Below are 16,174 nucleotides of genomic sequence, written 5' to 3'. Positions count from 1 at the left end.
TAACGAGAGAGTAGGGAGGCAGCTGACTAGATAACTTGTTGGTAATGAGATATTATCTAAGAATAATAAACAAAAGTTTATTATAAAAATATAAATGAGATATATTTACATTTAGAGCTATTCAGGCTATGGTTGATTGGTATTTATTTAAATGGAAGCGTGATTAAGTGCATAATCTTCATGTGACCGGCTTTAGTTGGTTAAACTACCTTTAGCTAGCCATAGACATCAGTTATCTAACTTAAGGAACCATTTTTAAGTACGCCTAACTGCGTCTAAATATATAAGTTAGTCATAGTCATTTGTCATATTGAGCAGATAACCTTGTGATAAGGGCTACCGAAGATATAGCAGCTACCGACATATCACAGCCATTGAGGAGCCTATCTTTTAGGTGATTCAAATAGTCCCAATCGTGCCATCCCATTATCATCACTAAAACTTGGAGCGCAGTATGAAAAAACAATCTTTAGTTCACTCCGTTATTTCGGCCATGCTAGCAGTTATCTCTAGCATCATGATGACCTCGCAAGCTTTTGCCCATCCAGGCCATGACCACAGTGCCAACAGCTCTATGCTTATTCACATATTATTCTATGGCAGCATCATCGCCGCGTTAGGCGTTTGTGCTTGGGTTGGCTATCGCTACGTCACCCAACAAAATAATAAGTAGTTGGGCGTCAGCTTCTATGCTTGGCCGCATTGATTTAAGCACTATCGGTTTAAGCGCTGAGTATATGAGTATTGAATAGTCCCATCGCAGCAGTCTATCGCTGCCAAAGTCTCTTTTTACAGTAGTTTTGAAAAACAAGGAAATCGCTCATTGAATCTTACCGCTAACTGAACATCGAACTAATATTGGCGTTGAATCAATCGCGAATTAATTACCAGTATTAAAGTTATTTAATCTCATTTTTTATTCGCAGCTGTTTATTTGCATTTATTTATTCGAATCAAAGGATAAGGAATCTATCATGCTACATTCACTACTCAAAAAGATTGATCAAGTTCGCCCATTTACCGCTGTTTCCGCTCATTGTGATATCCCTTGTGGTATCTATGACACCACCCCTGCTCAGATTTATGCGCTAAGTGTATTACGTTATTGTCAACAGATTCAGGGCCTTGGCGATAGTAAAGAAGATTTGGCGAAGTTTGGCCGTTTAATAGAAGATAAAGAAAAACATGCTGAATCGGTTAAAAATGAGATTCGCATCATTTGGGGTGACTACTTTAAGGGTGAGCTATTAGAGAAGTATCCTAATATTCATAAGCTGACGCACGATATTATGCTAGCAGGCTCTGGAGCCAAGCAGCATATCACTATGGATAAAGCGCAAAAATTAGTAGACTTGGTGAATGAGTTCACTGAGATATTTTGGCAGTCTAAAGGCGTTGAGACTTATCGTGCGACTTGTCCATACGAGCCTAAAGTCGAAACCGTTTATCCAAAATTTAGCTAACTAATCATTACGGTATAATTAATATATACAATCATGATTAAGCTAAAACTATTAAAAATAGATGGTATTAGCATGCACCCGGCCCTTGAGTCGGGTGCATTTGTTTTGGTGTGGCGCTGGGAAATTGGCCGCTATCGGCAGCAAGTACAAGTCGGCGATATCGTCGCCGTTCGTCATTCTTATTATGGTGAGATTATCAAGCGAGTTAGTCAGGTGCGACTGGATAACAATGGTCAAGCCATAGCACTGCGACTGTGCGGTGATAATGCTGCTGCTAGTGTGACTGAAGTGCAGATGGGCTGGATAATGTTAGAGCAAGTGATAGGAAAGGTGGTTTGTGTGGTGAGGGCTAGCACTTGACTTGTGGGGCTTAATGAATAGTTATTAAACCTGACTATTGCACTACAAACCCAAGCCCAGTCAAAGCCTCGCGCAGCATCTTAATATTATAATAAGCATGAGCATTGACTGAGTTTTGAAAGAACACGTACAGCTCATCAAAATGCTGGCGCTGGTTGGCAATCGCCTGCGCCCAGCCTTGCATCTCCTCCACCGAATAGCGATAGTCATGACGCTCGCTGGCGGATAGGGCATCCCACCATTGTAGATTATTGCCATGCATGCGTAGATAGCCAGTACGCAGGCCCGATCTTGCGTCACTTTGGGTCAACATCAGCCGCGACGGTGGCAGTCCCTGAACTTTCGGATAATCCACGCTACACCAGATTAGACCTTGCTTACGAAAGCTGTCTAGCACTTGCGGCACATGCCAGCTGGCGTGACGAAATTCGATAGCGAGTGGGTAGTCGCTAAACCATTTGACCAATCTCGCTAAATACAGCCGGTGCGCTTGGGTGCGGTCAAAGCCATGTGGGAATTGTAGGAGAAGGGGCGCAAGACAGTCCGCTTCGATGATGGGTTTTAGCGCTTCGATAAAGGCAAGTGCATGCTCAGCTGAGCCTGAGCGCACATGGGTAAAGTCTTGATGGAGTTTGACCGCAAAGCGAACCTTGGCATCCGACTTTCGTAGCATTCCGGCAAAAGCCTTTTGACCTATCGGTGCATAAAAGGTGCTGTTGATCTCGACCGCACCATAGTGCTTAGCATATTCAGTCAGAAAGTCGGACTTTTTAGTGCCTTTAGGGTAGAGCGTACCAAGCATATCCGTATCGCTATAGCCGCCCGTGCCAAGATATACGGTAGGCGTGCGCTGAGACTGATCGGTAGATGCGACAGCATCTGATGAGCTAGTATGCGTCTCGCTCTCGTTGCTAGGCACAAGATCGTCAAACGCATCATCAAATAAAACGTCAAATAGCGGAAGGGGCGAATTATCAGTGGTCATAAATCTACAGCAGCTATTGCCACAAAGTCCAAATCGCCATCGACCAAAGAATAAAGAGTAGTACTAACGCTAAAAACTGAGCTGCGGAGCCGACGTCTTTGGCGATCTTTGCTAGAGGATGACGAGCGGTAGAGGTATGGTCAATACTGGCTTCAATACCGGTATTAAATAACTCAACAATGAGTGACAAAAACGAGGCAATTAATAGTGCCATTTTGAACAGCATAGTAAATGGTGCAAATATGATTACGATGAGCAGTACGCTATTAAGCCAAAGCACTTGCCGAAAGGCCGCTTCGTTTTTGTAGGCGGCGATAAAGCCATCAGCTGAGTAGCCTGCGGCTTTTATAATCCGCATCACCCCAGCTTTGCCTTTGGCGCTACTAGCGAAATTGTCCGCTACTTGTGAGCCTACATGTGGGGTATGCTCATCGTGCGAGCTTTCATGATGGTGTGAGGGTACAGTCATACGCTTCTCATTTATTTAAAAGCACGCAATCAGGGAAGGCGTGCTTAACAGACTCTGACCAACCCAATATTAAATACCAAATTTAAGCCGCGTTAGTCATTTAGCGAGCTTATCGGGTTTTACCTGGCAAGACAAGCGCTGACGTCTCATTATTGAAAGTCTTTAGCCAAGCAATAAAGGCGGTTTCGTTAACAAAATCAGAATTTTTTATACCATAACCTTTTTGATAACCACGACCTTGGGCCGCGACGCCATTATCATTTAGCGTCAGGACAGTATAGTAAGACTTATTCGCTACACTGTCGAAGCTTAGGCTTGGCATGACGATGACTTTGCGATTATCAATCAGTTTAATATATTCAGGAATGGTCTTGTTGGGTTTATTAGTATCCACCTCATTACTACAACTGCTATTTTTTAAAGTATAAAGGGTAGCGCCGAGTTTAGAAGGATTAAACACTAGACCTTTATTTTTACCTTCTTCAATAGCGCAAACTACACTTTGTTTATTTGTATGTGCAGCGCGATACGCCTCTAAAGATTTATAGGTCGAGGCATCGTTGGACGATTGACGATAAGATAAGGCTGGAGAATCCGTATCTTCAAAATAATAGTACTCCCCTTCTGCCAGCCCGATGTTGATATCATAACCGACAGCTCCCTTACCATAGTTGCCAGTAGCCGGTTTGCGAGGGTTAATTAGAAGATCACTTATGTTTTTATCAGCGACACTTAGCTTAAAGCGAGCGGCGTTTAGATAGGGAGCGGTAAAACCCGATGGCGAATGGGACCATTGTGCCTCTTCAGGGTCGAATTCTTTTGAACTAAACTCGCTGCCATCAGAGAAAAAGTCGCCGAAGCTAAAACGAAAGAGATTATGGAAGGCATCCAGTTGTACCCAAGATTTATCTGTCGGCAAGTAGGCCCAGCTGTCTCTGTTAAATTGACCATTGGCATCTAACCAAATTCGATCAAAGCTTGGACAACCCACACTACCAAAGCTTGGGCAGTTGTTTTTATCAGATATTAAGGTGACCAGCTTAGGCTTATAAATCCCCGTCGTGAGTGCTTGCTCACCAGCCATAGTGTGTTTAAAGGCTAATGAATCATTGTTTTTAAGCTTAGGGATGCTGGCACTAGGTTCAAGGGTAAAGCTGGGCTTAGGTGGGGGTGTCTGCTTTGGTGGAGTGGGTGTAGCAGGGGATGAGTGATGAGATGTATAGGTGTCACCATCCGACCCCCCTCCGCATCCTAAAAGCGCAGGCGTTATACAGATGGCACTTATTATTAAAGACAGTGGTAGCTTTGACAATGGCATAAGGTGCTCCAAGTTATAGTTAATTGTTTTTAGTTTGATGGTAGCAATTGAGTATAACTATAAAAAGACAACTCAGCAAAAGTTATGCAATGAAAATTTATTTATTATTAGGAGCATAGGTAAAAGTTTAAGATAGGAGCCGTATGAAAGTGACTCATACGTGACTGCTCAAGCTTTTGTCCATTCGATTGCTCCTATCTATTTATTCTTCCTGTTAAGCGAAACCTGTTATTTATTGCGCTTCCAAAGCCAGTTTGCTAGCTCAATAAGCTGATTGTCGTCACCAAAAGTTTGCACCACAGCCGCTTTAGCCGAATCAAATAGCTCTCTAGCATACTCACTGGCCGTCTCAACGCCCATAAGCTTAACGTAGGTAGATTTGTCGAGCTTTTCATCGCTCCCAGCAGGCTTGCCCAGATCATCAGTACTGACCGTTACATCTAAGATATCGTCCTGAACCTGAAAGGCAAGGCCAAGATTGGCTGAAAAGTGCTGCACCGTGTCAAGCTCAGTATCGCTTGCATCAGCGCATATAGCGCCCATTAAGCTGGCTGCTTCAATTAGAGCGCCAGTCTTGTCACGATGAATGGCCTCAAGAGCCTCCTGACAGATAGGGGTACTCTCGGCGTTTAAATCCAGCATCTGACCTGCCACCATACGCCGAGCTCGCGGGGCGAACACCTTGATAAGCCGCAGTGAAAGGGTGGTATCAATGGCGGCAAATCCGTCAATATCGGCGCTTAAAACCTCAAAGGCGAGCGTCTGTAAGACATCGCCTGCCAGTAGGGCAGTAGCTTCATCAAAAGCAATATGACAGGTCGGTTGACCACGGCGTAGGTCATCGTCGTCCATGCAGGGTAAGTCATCATGGATAAGCGAGTAGGCATGCAGTAGCTCGACCGCTAACATCGCTCGCCGACAGGCATCATTTAATATAGGCGCTGACGACTCTGATGGGCCAAACTTACCTTGCAGCGTCATAAAGGCGCTAGCAACTAACAAAGGCCGCACTCGCTTACCACTGCCGCTCATCGCATAATGGCAGGCTCCTCTTAAAGGCTCTGGTAGTGATGAGACTTCGATGAGTTGCTCGATATCAGCAGTTAAAAGCTGGGTTGTGTGGGATCTAAGTGCGTCGAAGGATAGTTGATCCTGAGTAGCAGCTAAAACAGGGGTAGGCGGCGCTGAGGGCACCACAGCGTCATTATTAAATTTGGACATAAATAGCAGTTGCGAATAACCTAAAATAGGAATAATAGTGGCTTACGTGTGCGGGAAATGGTGACTTGAATCCGGCAAACGACGAAAAACAGATTTATTATAATAAGTATAACAATAATCTTGATAGGTGGTGTAGCATGATGATAGAAGGAGACTATTACACAAATTTACGACCAATAATTATTAATAATGACTTATGAGTCAGAGCTAACATTGTGACAGTCAGGGGGCAAATCCCCTACACTAAGCCCGAAAGAGCGACCATGTTCCTTAATGGTTGAGTATTTTTATAACCAAAATTTTATCTGTCAAAATCTAAAGGACGATGAGCGCTTAACAATGGTATGTTTCGCTGTGGTCTTTTTAGGGTTCTTTTCATTTATTGTGAATGCGTTAAGGGCCAATTAGCTACCAGTAATAGCGAGCCATATAACTTAATAAGCCATAAGTGTATGGCTACTAACAGCTTATTGGCTAATGGATTTTAGGCAATTTGGCGTTTTGTTTTCATTAATTCATCACAGTTTCATAAAATTATTTTTAACTTGCACAATAACCCAAGAACAACAAGGAGCTTCGAATGGTTTATCAAGGCAACCGCATTTCGGTGACCATGCTAGATGATGGTATCGCTAACCTGCAATTTAATGCAGAAAATGAGAGCGTCAATAAGTTTGATGCCGAGACCAATGAGCAATTTAAACAAGCCGTGAATGCGCTAGAAAAGGCTGACGACATTCAAGGTCTTATCGTAACTTCTGGCAAAGGCGTGTTTATCGCTGGTGCTGACATCACTGAGTTTGTCGGTTATTTCCGTAAAGATGAAGATGATATTAAGAACTGGATTCTAGATATCAATGATGTATTTAACCGTTTTGAAGACTTGCCATTCCCTAAAGTTGCCGCTATCAATGGCGCAGCATTAGGTGGTGGTTGTGAGATGACATTGGTCTGTGAATATCGGGTCATGAGCGAAAAAGCGCAAATCGGTCTCCCTGAAACCCAGCTTGGTATTTTCCCAGGCTTTGGTGGTACTGTGCGTACCACGCGACTATTGGGTGTGGACAATGCACTAGAGCTTATCGCGACTGGTAAGCCGCAAAAGCCGGCCGATGCGCTAAAAGTTGGTTTAGTCGATGCCGTTGTGTCAGCAGATGACTTGCAAAATGCTGCTATCGACTTGGTCAAAAAATGTATCTCAGGCGAGCTGGACTGGAGAGCAAAACGCGAAGAGAAGTTGCAGCCGGTTAAACTCAACCAGCTTGAGCAAGCTATGGCGATCAATAGTGCTAAAGGCGCTATCTTTGCTAAAGCCAATCCCAAGCAGTATCCAGCCCCTGCCATCGCCATCGATGCTATCGAAAAGCACATCAATCTAAGCCGTGATGAAGCGCTTAAAGTAGAGGCGGCAGGCTTTGCTAAAGCGGCTAAGACCCCGCAAGCGACTAGCCTTGTGGGTCTATTCTTGAACGATCAGACAGTCAAAAAGCTGGCGAAAAAGCACAGCAAGCTGGCGCATGATATCGATGAAGCAGCGGTACTAGGTGCAGGCATCATGGGCGGCGGTATTGCCTACCAAGCAGCGTCTAAAGGCTTGCCAATCATCATGAAAGACATCAAGGCGGAGCAATTAGACCTTGGTATGGGCGAGGCCAGCAAATTGCTTGGCAAAATGGTCGATCGCGGCAAGATGACCCCTGCACAAATGGGCGAAACCCTAAGCCGAATTCGTCCAACCCTCAACTACGGCGACTTTGCTGAGACCGATATCGTCATTGAAGCAGTCGTTGAAAACCCAAAAGTGAAGCATGCAGTACTAAAAGAAGTCGAAGGCTTGGTCAAAGACAACGCTATCTTAGCCTCTAACACCTCGACCATCTCAATTACTCATCTGGCTGAAGTGCTTGAGCGTCCTGAGAACTTCGTCGGTATGCACTTCTTTAATCCTGTGCACCGTATGCCACTGGTCGAAGTTATTCGCGGTGAGAAGTCATCAGAAGAAGCGATTGCGACCACGGTTGCTCTAGCGCAGCGCATGGGTAAAGTACCCGTTGTGGTTAACGACTGCCCAGGCTTCCTCGTCAACCGTGTATTGTTCCCTTACTTTGGTGCCTTTGACTTATTGCTTAAAGAAGGTGCGGATTTTGTTCATGTCGATAAAGTCATGGAGAAGTTCGGCTGGCCTATGGGACCTGCTTATCTTATCGATGTGGTCGGTCTTGATACCGGTGTGCACGGCGCAGAGGTTATGGCAGAGGGCTTCCCAGATCGCATGAAGCCTGACTTTAAAGGCGCTATCAAGCATTTGTTTGAGAACCAGCGTTTGGGTCAAAAAAATGGCGTTGGCTTCTATAAATACGAAAAAGACAAGCGCGGCAAGCCAAAGAAAACGGCAGACGAGGCGACTTATGCGCTGCTTAAAGACACCACTGATAGCAAGACGCAAGAGTTTGACGATCAAACCATCATCGATCGTATGATGCTGGCGTTCTGTAACGAAACCGTTCGCTGCTTAGAAGACAACATCGTCGCTACGCCAAGCGAGGCCGATATGGCGATGATCATGGGTGTCGGCTTCCCAGCGTTCCGTGGTGGTCCTTGCCGCTATATTGATCAACTCGGTCTAGACAACTACCTAGCGCTATGTGAAAAATATGCCCATCTTGGTAAAGCCTATGAAGCCCCGCAAAAGATCCGTGATATGGCCGCTGCCGGTGAGACTTTTTACCCACAAGCCTAATAACGATGACCTATAGTTATAATAAAATTTGAAAGGAGCTTTAAATGACAACTTTAAGTCCAACAGATGTAGTCATCGTAGATGGCGTCCGAACTGCGATGGGTAAATCGAAGAATGGTATGTTTCGCAATGTGCGCGCTGACAGCATGTCTGCTGAATTGGTTCGCGCGCTAGTTGAGCGTAACGACTTTGATACCAATGATGTCGAAGATGTGATCTGGGGCTGTGTGAACCAGACCCTAGAGCAGGGCATGAACATTGGTCGTAACATCGGTCTACTAGCGGACATTCCCAAGACCGCTGGTGGTCAAACTGTCAACCGTCTTTGTGGCTCTTCGATGCAAGCTTTGCATACAGCTGCGGCGCAGATTATGACCAATCAAGGTGATACTTTTATCATTGGTGGCGTCGAGCACATGGGTCACGTGGGTATGATGCACGGTATCGACATCAACCCTGAAGCCTCAAAGCACTATGCCAAAGCGTCAAATATGATGGGACTTACCGCAGAGATGCTTGGCCGCATGAATGGCATCACTCGTGAGCAGCAAGATGCCTTCGGCCTTGAGTCGCATCGCCGCGCTTGGGAAGCCACTCAAGAGGGCCGCTTTGATAATGAAATCATCGGTATCGAAGGTCATGATCAAGACGGTCACCTGCAGCTGTGTACAGTGGATGAAGTGATTCGTCCTGATGGCACGATGGAGCAGATGGCTAAGCTACGTCCAGCCTTTGATCCTAAAGGTGGTAGCGTGACCGCTGCTACCTCATCTGCTTTGTCAGACGGTGCGGCTGCGATGCTGGTCATGAGCGCGCAAAAAGCCAAAGATTTAGGTCTTAAGCCGCGTGCTCGTATTCGCGGTATGGCTGTCGCTGGCTGTGATGCAGCAATTATGGGCTATGGTCCAGTGCCGGCTACCCATAAAGCGCTCAAGCGTGCAGGATTAAGCTTGGACGACATGCAAACCATTGAGTTAAACGAAGCCTTTGCGGCGCAGAGCTTGGCAGTCCTTAAGTCACTGAATTTGATGGATAAGCAAGACATCATCAACGTCAATGGCGGCGCGATTGCCTTGGGTCATCCACTTGGCTGCTCAGGCGCGCGCATCACCGTGACACTACTCAACGCAATGGAGCAGATGGATACTGAGATTGGCCTTGCGACCATGTGTATCGGTCTTGGTCAAGGTATTGCCACTGTGATTGAGCGTGTTTAATTAAAGAATTTTATTTAAAAGTTTCTTTTTAGACCAATACGCTCTAATCGCATAATAAAAAAAACGCCAGATAATTCTGGCGTTTTTTTTGGTTTGTTGCTCTACTATTTATAAATTTCAGCCACGTTATTAAAGTTATATTCAATTCACTGTTCGCCAATTATCTTGTTATAGTTCATATTTGACCTATTTATAAGGGTTTTAAGTTTTTATCTGTATAACAAAAATTACGCTTACTCCATTTATCCCACGATACAATATTTGTAGCTAAAAACGCTATATATCTAACTAAGCATTGGGCTTAGTAGGAGACTAAAATGAGCAGTACTCAAAAACCACGTCAAGATAATCAACATAACAAACGCAAAAATTCGATACTAAAATTTGCTTTACTGGCTCTAATTGGTATAGGAGCAACAAGCTTTGCTGCTCAGCAAGCCATGTCCGCCAAGCTATCTGCCCATCTAGATAATCCAGGGTTAAAGCCAAAGCCAGTAACTGGCACAGTCCTTAAGACCTTAGAGCAGTTCAGCTTTAGCAGTAATACCGGTCAACAGTATCATATTGATGACCCCAGCAATATTATAGACAGTATTGCCAAGCAGCGCGGTATCAAAGACTCGTTTTATAAGCTGGATAACGTCTGTATCAAAGGGGTTGTTAGTAAGGTAGGCAGCTATGGTCACATGGGGCACTTTGAGCGGCAGATTATTGTAACAGGTAAGTGCTAGGCTCTTAGCTATTATTAGGTTGTAGCGCTAAGGCTTTGAAGTATAGCGGTAAAGCTAGCAGTCAGCGTTTAAGACATTAAATGACGGTGCTGAACGGGCGGCTTAACGCCTCATGAAATAAAACCCTAAAAATGATCTTCTCTAAAAACACAACGTTGACCCATCAGCTAAAGTGTGACTAAATAAGAGAATAAGTTAAAACGATAGCCACAAGGAGAGTGTTATGTCGACGATTACTACCGATAAGACCTACCGCATCATGCGTGATAATTGCCAAGCCGTGATCATTGATGTGCAAGAAAAGCTTACCCCGCATATTTATCGTCAGCAGGAAATCCTTAGCAAGATTGTGATGCTAATTGAAGGACTGCAAGCTCTTGGCATTCCCATTATGCTGAACGAGCAATACAAAAAAGGCTTAGGTGAGACTGTGCCGGAGATTATGGAAGTCCTAGATAGCAACAAAGCGAAGGCTGTAGAAAAGGTCACGTTCAGTGCCTGTGATAATAATGAAGCGTGGAATCATCTGGCACAGCAAAATCGTAATGCCGTATTATTGTGCGGTGTTGAGACCCATGTCTGTGTTATGCAGACCGCATTAGACCTGCTTGATAATGGCATGCAGCCTGTCATTATTGCTGATGCAACAGGCTCACGAAACGCCTATGATCGTAAGCAAGCGATTCGCCGAATGCGCCGAGCAGGAGCTGTCGTTACTACGGTGGAGGCCATATTATTTGAGCTATGCCGCTCCAGTAAAGACCCTGCCTTTAAAACAATTAGCAACCTAGTTAAATAGGGGGCAAATAACGGTTCATAGAGGTCAAATAGCCGTTAAGTAGCAGGGTATTAAAGATTCCTATAGTCAATTAGTCAATTAGTTGATTGGCTTTTTAGTAATAAATAGTGAGAGTTATGGACAGTCAGCGTCAATCTAAAAGCACCGCACCAGACAACTTGCCAAAGATGGAAGATATTACGCATTTTTTACTAGAGCTTGATGCGCTTAAACACGTGGAGCGCCGCAATTATATAACAGGCGGTACTCGGCGTGAGAATTCTGCGGAGCATTCATGGCACTTGGCAATGGCTTGCTGGTCTATTGCCGAATACTTCAAGCTACCGCTCAATCATGAGCGCTTACTGAAGATGGCATTGGTGCATGATTTGGGTGAGATTGACGCGGGCGATACCTATTTGTACGATAGTCAACGTAGTGAGGCGCATCATACAGAACGTGAAGGCATTCATAGACTTCAAGACGAGCGGGGCAATGGTATTGATAATCTGGCCAAGATTTGGGAAGAGCAAGAGACGGGGAGCAGTCAAGAGACCCAGCTGGTTAAGGTGGTCGATAGGCTACTGCCATTTTTGTTGAATTTAAAGACCCAAGGCGGCATGTGGCAGATGCACCAAGTGACTCGTAGCCAAGTCTTATCCACGCAGGCCTTTATCAAAAAGTCGTTTCCCGATATTTATGACTGGTTAATTCAGCAGATTGATGTTGCCGTTGAGCAAGGGTGGTTGATTGATGCCTAAGTTTATCTGCATAAGAGACTATGACAGCGTATTCATTCTAACAATCTAAGGTTTATGGATAGAAAGTAAAATTGGCCAGTTATTCAATCATTCGACGCACGATGCGCGCATCATTCAATAAAGAACGGAATAAAGAACTCAATAAAGAACTCAATAAAGAACTCAATAAAGAACTCAATAAAGAACTCAATGGATAGCTCATTAGGGTTTCAGTAAGTAATAAATAATGGACTAATAAAAAGAAAACAGGGGAGTGTTAGTGAAATGTCAGGACCGTATTGCCTTAAACAAGATATACCAAGATAAGATATCCCATGCCAACTCACCGTTAGCCATGCCAGTAACAGCTATCATGGCGAGACTCGCTCGAACAGGCCTGATAGCGCTGAGCATCGCCAGTATGCAGCTGGCCGTAGCTGCTGAGCCTGTCAGCAATGGCGCGAAGCTTGCTCGAGATGCCAAAAAGCAAATTGGTGTTACCGTGAGTTATGACCCCTCATATCGCAAGTTGGACTTTCCACGGGGCGATGTGCCGCAGCATACCGGGGTATGTAGCGATGTCGTCATTCGTGCTTATCGACTACAAAATATCGATTTGCAGCAGCTGGTCAATCACGATATGCAGCAGCATTTTGCAGAATATCCTAAACTCTGGGGACTAAAAACTGCCGATAAAAACATCGACCATCGCCGTGTTCCCAATCTAGAGACCTTCTTTGAGCGTCATGGTCAGAGCTTGTCTATAACAGATATTGAGAGTTTTAAAGCCGGTGATATCGTCTCGTGGCGACTGCCAAGTGGCAATCTGCCGCACATAGGTATCGTCTCTAATAAAACATCAGCGGAGGGGACACCGCTGATTATTCACAATATTGGTCAAGGCGTGCAGCAAGAAGATATCTTATTTGCCTATCCCATTACTGGTCATTATCGATACTAGTTTGCTTAGCGCTTAATTATACAGACTGGGTCGTGTTAGCGATCCCAAGCAGTTGGCCCATCTGCACCGCCAAGTTGTGCTCTAGCCCTTCTTGCCATACTACCCCTGCTGCTTTAGGCAATAGCACAATGGCGGTAGAACCCAGATAAAAGCGACCAAGCTCATCGCCTTTATTCAGCGCCATATCATGATTTTGTCTCTGGATAGTTTCGGAGCGCTCAATTTTCCCCGTAGCGACGGTCTCAATACCGGCCACGATCATAGCCCCTACCATAACCACCGATGCCATCCCAAACTCAGTCTCGAACAGACAGACCAAGCGTTCGTTGCGGGCAAATAAGTCGGGTACACCGGCAGCGGTGACGTTGTTAACTGAAAACAGTGACCCTGGAACATAGCGGGTCTGTACCAGCTTACCATCGAATGGCATATGTACTCGGTGGTAGTTACTCGGGGCGAGATAAACGGTGGCAAAGCTACCATCTTTAAAGTATTTGCCATCTTCACTGTCGGCTAATAACTGACCAACTGCATAATGTCGGCCTTTGGCTTGCAGCAACTTTCCTTGCTCAATATGGCCTAATTGTGAGATGACACCGTCTGCTGGTGAGACGATACCATTTGCGCTGTCATCAATAGGTCGTGCATCACTGGCTAGCTCACGGGTAAAGAAGTCATTAAAGCTCTCATAGGCATTGAGGCTTTTGCGCTCGTATTCATCTAGAGTAACGCCGTAAGCCTTGGCAAAGGTGTGCATAAAGGCTTTTTTGACAAGAGGATGGCGACTGGCGGCAAAGCGTCCTGCGGTCTTACTGAGTCGTTGCTGGGGGATAAGGTGCTGAGCGGCAGTGAAGAGCTTATCGGTACTTAAAGTTGCCTTAAGCTGGTTTTTTAAAGAGTTTTTCATGAGTCTCACAGTTTAATCATATATTGAGGAATGGCGCTGACTAATAATAAATAGTCTATCATGAATTGCTAAGATCAGAGGATAAGCTGCGGGTTGATTAGAGCAATGCTGCTGTAATTAGGTCATCAGGCTATTAAGCGTTGACAAGGTGGCAAGAGTTTATCCAGATACTGAGACCTAAGGCGATATTGAGCAGCGGTACTGGCGTAATAATCGATATAATAGTGATAATAGTCAAATGCCTAGCATCGAGTTAATTGGCATCAAGGCAGATAGCATTAAGACAAAGTGCATTCAGATAAAAACATAAGTTATGAGGACAGTATGAAAGCAGTTATTCAGCGAGTTACCCAAGCTAGCGTGAGTGTTGACGGCACAGTCGTAGGAGTTATCGATCAAGGTATTTTGGCTTATATTGGTCTTGGTCATGATGACGATCTAACGGTGGCCAAGAAACTCATCGATAAGATATTAACTTATCGAATCTTCGCCAATGAAGCAGGACGGCTCGATAAAAACCTTCAAGAGGTGCAAGGTGGCCTGTTACTGGTATCACAATTTACGCTAATGGCCAAGACTGATAAAGGTCGACGTCCTGATTTTGGACCGGCTATGGCGCCTGAAGCGGCAAAAGCCCTCTTTGATAGTTTGGTGCTCTATGCCCAGTCGCAGTACTCTAAAGTGGCTACAGGTGAATTTGGCGCTAATATGCAAGTATCTGCTGTCAATGATGGACCTATTAACTTCCTTCTTGAGGTCTAAAGGGCTTGCCACACTGCTATTTTGACACTGTCATTTTAGTACGGTTGTTCTCAATAATGTGCTTTTATTCGCCTTGTTTTTTAGTAGCACTATATTTGAGTAGCATTGTTTTAATACTTTTTTTGCAATTTTGGTAAGTATAATCAATCCTATTTAAAACTGGTACGAAAAACAGTCGTTGGTATAACGTTACTGGCTAGAAGTCGTAAGATGGCTGAGGCGGGCGTAAATTCATCCCAACGGCTTTGTGGTAAATCTAAAATGGATTTACCGTACATAACGTCTTGAGCCGATGAGGCAGGTATATCAAAAAGGCATAAGTTTGTCGTCAGCACTTTAACCTTAGAGTGGTGGACGGTTATCCTCTTTAAAAAGCCTTTATCGTTGCCTTACAACAAGAAAATAAGGATAAGTTGCTGCTTGTCATATGGTTGTCATATTGGTAGGTTGTAATATAACCGTCATAATTATAAGGTAAGGACAGCTAGAGTAATTACCAAATATTGTTTATTTTTTTGGTGATGAATAAGTGATAATTTATTAGCAGTCATTTCTTAACCAATAGAGACTGAGACGTTAAGCGGTATCACACTGTTTAAGTAAGCTTTTTAAGTAAGCGTATTTAGATAATATTGGTTAAATAGCATTGATAAATCATAATTGATCGAACAACTTTGAGGGTAGGGCATGAATAACGAAACCATATTGGTCGTTGAAGATGAGCCAGCAATTCGTGAAATGATCATGACAGCGCTTGAAATGGCGGGGTTTGACTGTGTACAAGCCGAAGATGTCTCTGGTGCTCATCGACAAGTGGTCGATCATCGCCCTGCATTAATCTTACTGGACTGGATGTTACCAGGTGGTCAGTCAGGAATAGACTTTTGCCGGATGCTAAAAAAAGACGAACTTCTCGCTGAGATCCCTGTGATCATGCTTACGGCTAAAGGTGAAGAGGACAATAAGGTGCAGGGCTTAGATGCTGGCGCTGATGACTATATTACCAAGCCATTTTCAACCCGAGAGCTTGTGTCGCGGATCAAAGCTGTGCTGCGCCGCAGTAGTGCCTTGTCAGGTGACAAACCCATAGAGGCAGAGGGATTGAGTTTAGATCCAGTCAGTCAACGCGTCACTGCTGATGGCAATGCGGTTGACATTGGTCCGACAGAGTATCGTCTTTTGGCCTTTTTTATGAGCCATCCGGAGCGCGCTTATACTCGGACGCAGCTGCTAGACCAAGTCTGGGGCGGCAATGTCTACGTCGAGGATCGTACTATCGATGTGCATATTCGTAGGCTGCGTAAGGTCCTGGAGCCTCATAACTATGCTGGATTTATTCAGACGGTTCGTGGTACTGGCTATCGGTTTTCGACACAAATGAGTGGCTAACTCAATGACGAGTCTTTAAGAGGGAATTTAGCGAGGTCTCGTCTTTACCACGCTTCACTTACCTCTGACCGCTTAGTCTTTTGCGACAAAAGGCTTTGATAGGGCGCTCAAGATCATCTTTAAAATTCTTTAA

The 16,174-nt window shown here is 44.7% G+C and carries 16 protein-coding genes; 11 read left to right on the top strand and 5 right to left on the bottom strand.

The window, feature by feature from the left end; translation table 11 throughout:
* Positions 1–454 precede the first annotated feature (454 nt).
* The 3 genes from EGV92_RS04550 (at position 455) to EGV92_RS04540 (ending at position 1,823) form a co-directional block, all read left to right on the top strand.
* The gene (locus EGV92_RS04550) at positions 455–673 is read left to right on the top strand and encodes a hypothetical protein (RefSeq protein ID WP_131667992.1); all 219 of its coding nucleotides are present in this window, start codon (positions 455–457) and stop codon (positions 671–673) included.
* Positions 674–974: 301 nt separating this feature from the next.
* On the top strand, positions 975–1,463 hold the full coding sequence (sodN, locus tag EGV92_RS04545) for a superoxide dismutase, Ni (protein WP_131667991.1): 489 nt from the start codon (positions 975–977) through the stop codon (positions 1,461–1,463).
* 33 nt (positions 1,464–1,496) lie between these two features.
* A complete protein-coding gene (locus EGV92_RS04540; protein ID WP_131667990.1) occupies positions 1,497–1,823 on the top strand; it encodes a S26 family signal peptidase in 327 nt (108 codons plus the stop codon).
* A 34-nt stretch (positions 1,824–1,857) separates the two neighbouring features.
* On the opposite strand, the gene EGV92_RS04535 is transcribed toward EGV92_RS04540, so the two are convergent.
* The 4 genes from EGV92_RS04535 to EGV92_RS04520 form a co-directional block, all read right to left on the bottom strand.
* On the bottom strand, positions 1,858–2,625 hold the full coding sequence (locus EGV92_RS04535; RefSeq protein ID WP_341352799.1) for a DUF72 domain-containing protein: 768 nt from the start codon (positions 2,623–2,625) through the stop codon (positions 1,858–1,860).
* A gap of 196 nt (positions 2,626–2,821) precedes the next feature.
* Positions 2,822–3,277, bottom strand: coding sequence for a diacylglycerol kinase (locus EGV92_RS04530; protein ID WP_131667988.1), 456 nt, complete (start codon positions 3,275–3,277; stop codon positions 2,822–2,824).
* A 109-nt stretch (positions 3,278–3,386) separates the two neighbouring features.
* Complete coding sequence (locus tag EGV92_RS04525) at positions 3,387–4,595, bottom strand: hypothetical protein (protein ID WP_131667987.1); 1,209 nt, start codon at positions 4,593–4,595, stop codon at positions 3,387–3,389.
* Between the two features lie 228 nt (positions 4,596–4,823).
* On the bottom strand, positions 4,824–5,816 hold the full coding sequence (locus tag EGV92_RS04520) for a polyprenyl synthetase family protein (protein WP_131667986.1): 993 nt from the start codon (positions 5,814–5,816) through the stop codon (positions 4,824–4,826).
* Between the two features lie 580 nt (positions 5,817–6,396).
* Here EGV92_RS04520 and fadB point away from each other — a divergent pair.
* The 6 genes from fadB (at position 6,397) to EGV92_RS04490 (ending at position 12,983) form a co-directional block, all read left to right on the top strand.
* The gene (gene fadB, locus EGV92_RS04515; protein ID WP_131667985.1) at positions 6,397–8,556 is read left to right on the top strand and encodes a fatty acid oxidation complex subunit alpha FadB; all 2,160 of its coding nucleotides are present in this window, start codon (positions 6,397–6,399) and stop codon (positions 8,554–8,556) included.
* Positions 8,557–8,600: 44 nt separating this feature from the next.
* Positions 8,601–9,773, top strand: coding sequence for an acetyl-CoA C-acyltransferase FadA (fadA, locus tag EGV92_RS04510; protein ID WP_131667984.1), 1,173 nt, complete (start codon positions 8,601–8,603; stop codon positions 9,771–9,773).
* Positions 9,774–10,090: 317 nt separating this feature from the next.
* Complete coding sequence (locus EGV92_RS04505) at positions 10,091–10,504, top strand: hypothetical protein (protein WP_131667983.1); 414 nt, start codon at positions 10,091–10,093, stop codon at positions 10,502–10,504.
* Positions 10,505–10,727: 223 nt separating this feature from the next.
* A complete protein-coding gene (locus tag EGV92_RS04500; protein WP_131667982.1) occupies positions 10,728–11,303 on the top strand; it encodes an isochorismatase family protein in 576 nt (191 codons plus the stop codon).
* 116 nt (positions 11,304–11,419) lie between these two features.
* The gene (locus EGV92_RS04495; RefSeq protein ID WP_207401732.1) at positions 11,420–12,043 is read left to right on the top strand and encodes an HD domain-containing protein; all 624 of its coding nucleotides are present in this window, start codon (positions 11,420–11,422) and stop codon (positions 12,041–12,043) included.
* 400 nt (positions 12,044–12,443) lie between these two features.
* The gene (locus EGV92_RS04490; protein ID WP_423227890.1) at positions 12,444–12,983 is read left to right on the top strand and encodes a DUF1287 domain-containing protein; all 540 of its coding nucleotides are present in this window, start codon (positions 12,444–12,446) and stop codon (positions 12,981–12,983) included.
* A gap of 16 nt (positions 12,984–12,999) precedes the next feature.
* Here the strand turns inward: EGV92_RS04490 and asd are convergent, their stop codons facing one another.
* Positions 13,000–13,890 carry an archaetidylserine decarboxylase gene (asd, locus tag EGV92_RS04485; protein ID WP_131667981.1) on the bottom strand — a complete coding sequence of 297 codons (891 nt, stop codon included), beginning with the start codon at positions 13,888–13,890 and terminating at the stop codon, positions 13,000–13,002.
* Between the two features lie 324 nt (positions 13,891–14,214).
* Here asd and dtd point away from each other — a divergent pair, with 324 nt between their 5' ends.
* Together dtd and phoB are read left to right on the top strand one after the other, a co-directional pair.
* The gene (dtd, locus tag EGV92_RS04480) at positions 14,215–14,652 is read left to right on the top strand and encodes a D-aminoacyl-tRNA deacylase (RefSeq protein WP_131667980.1); all 438 of its coding nucleotides are present in this window, start codon (positions 14,215–14,217) and stop codon (positions 14,650–14,652) included.
* A gap of 687 nt (positions 14,653–15,339) precedes the next feature.
* Positions 15,340–16,041 (top strand): phosphate regulon transcriptional regulator PhoB, encoded by a 702-nt coding sequence (phoB, locus tag EGV92_RS04475; protein ID WP_131667979.1) that lies wholly within the window; start codon positions 15,340–15,342, stop codon positions 16,039–16,041.
* Positions 16,042–16,174 lie beyond the last annotated feature (133 nt).

The sequence above is a fragment of the Psychrobacter pygoscelis genome, assembly GCF_004335015.1.
GTDB lineage: Bacteria > Pseudomonadota > Gammaproteobacteria > Pseudomonadales > Moraxellaceae > Psychrobacter > Psychrobacter pygoscelis.
This window is presented reverse-complemented; position numbering and strand designations above follow the sequence as displayed.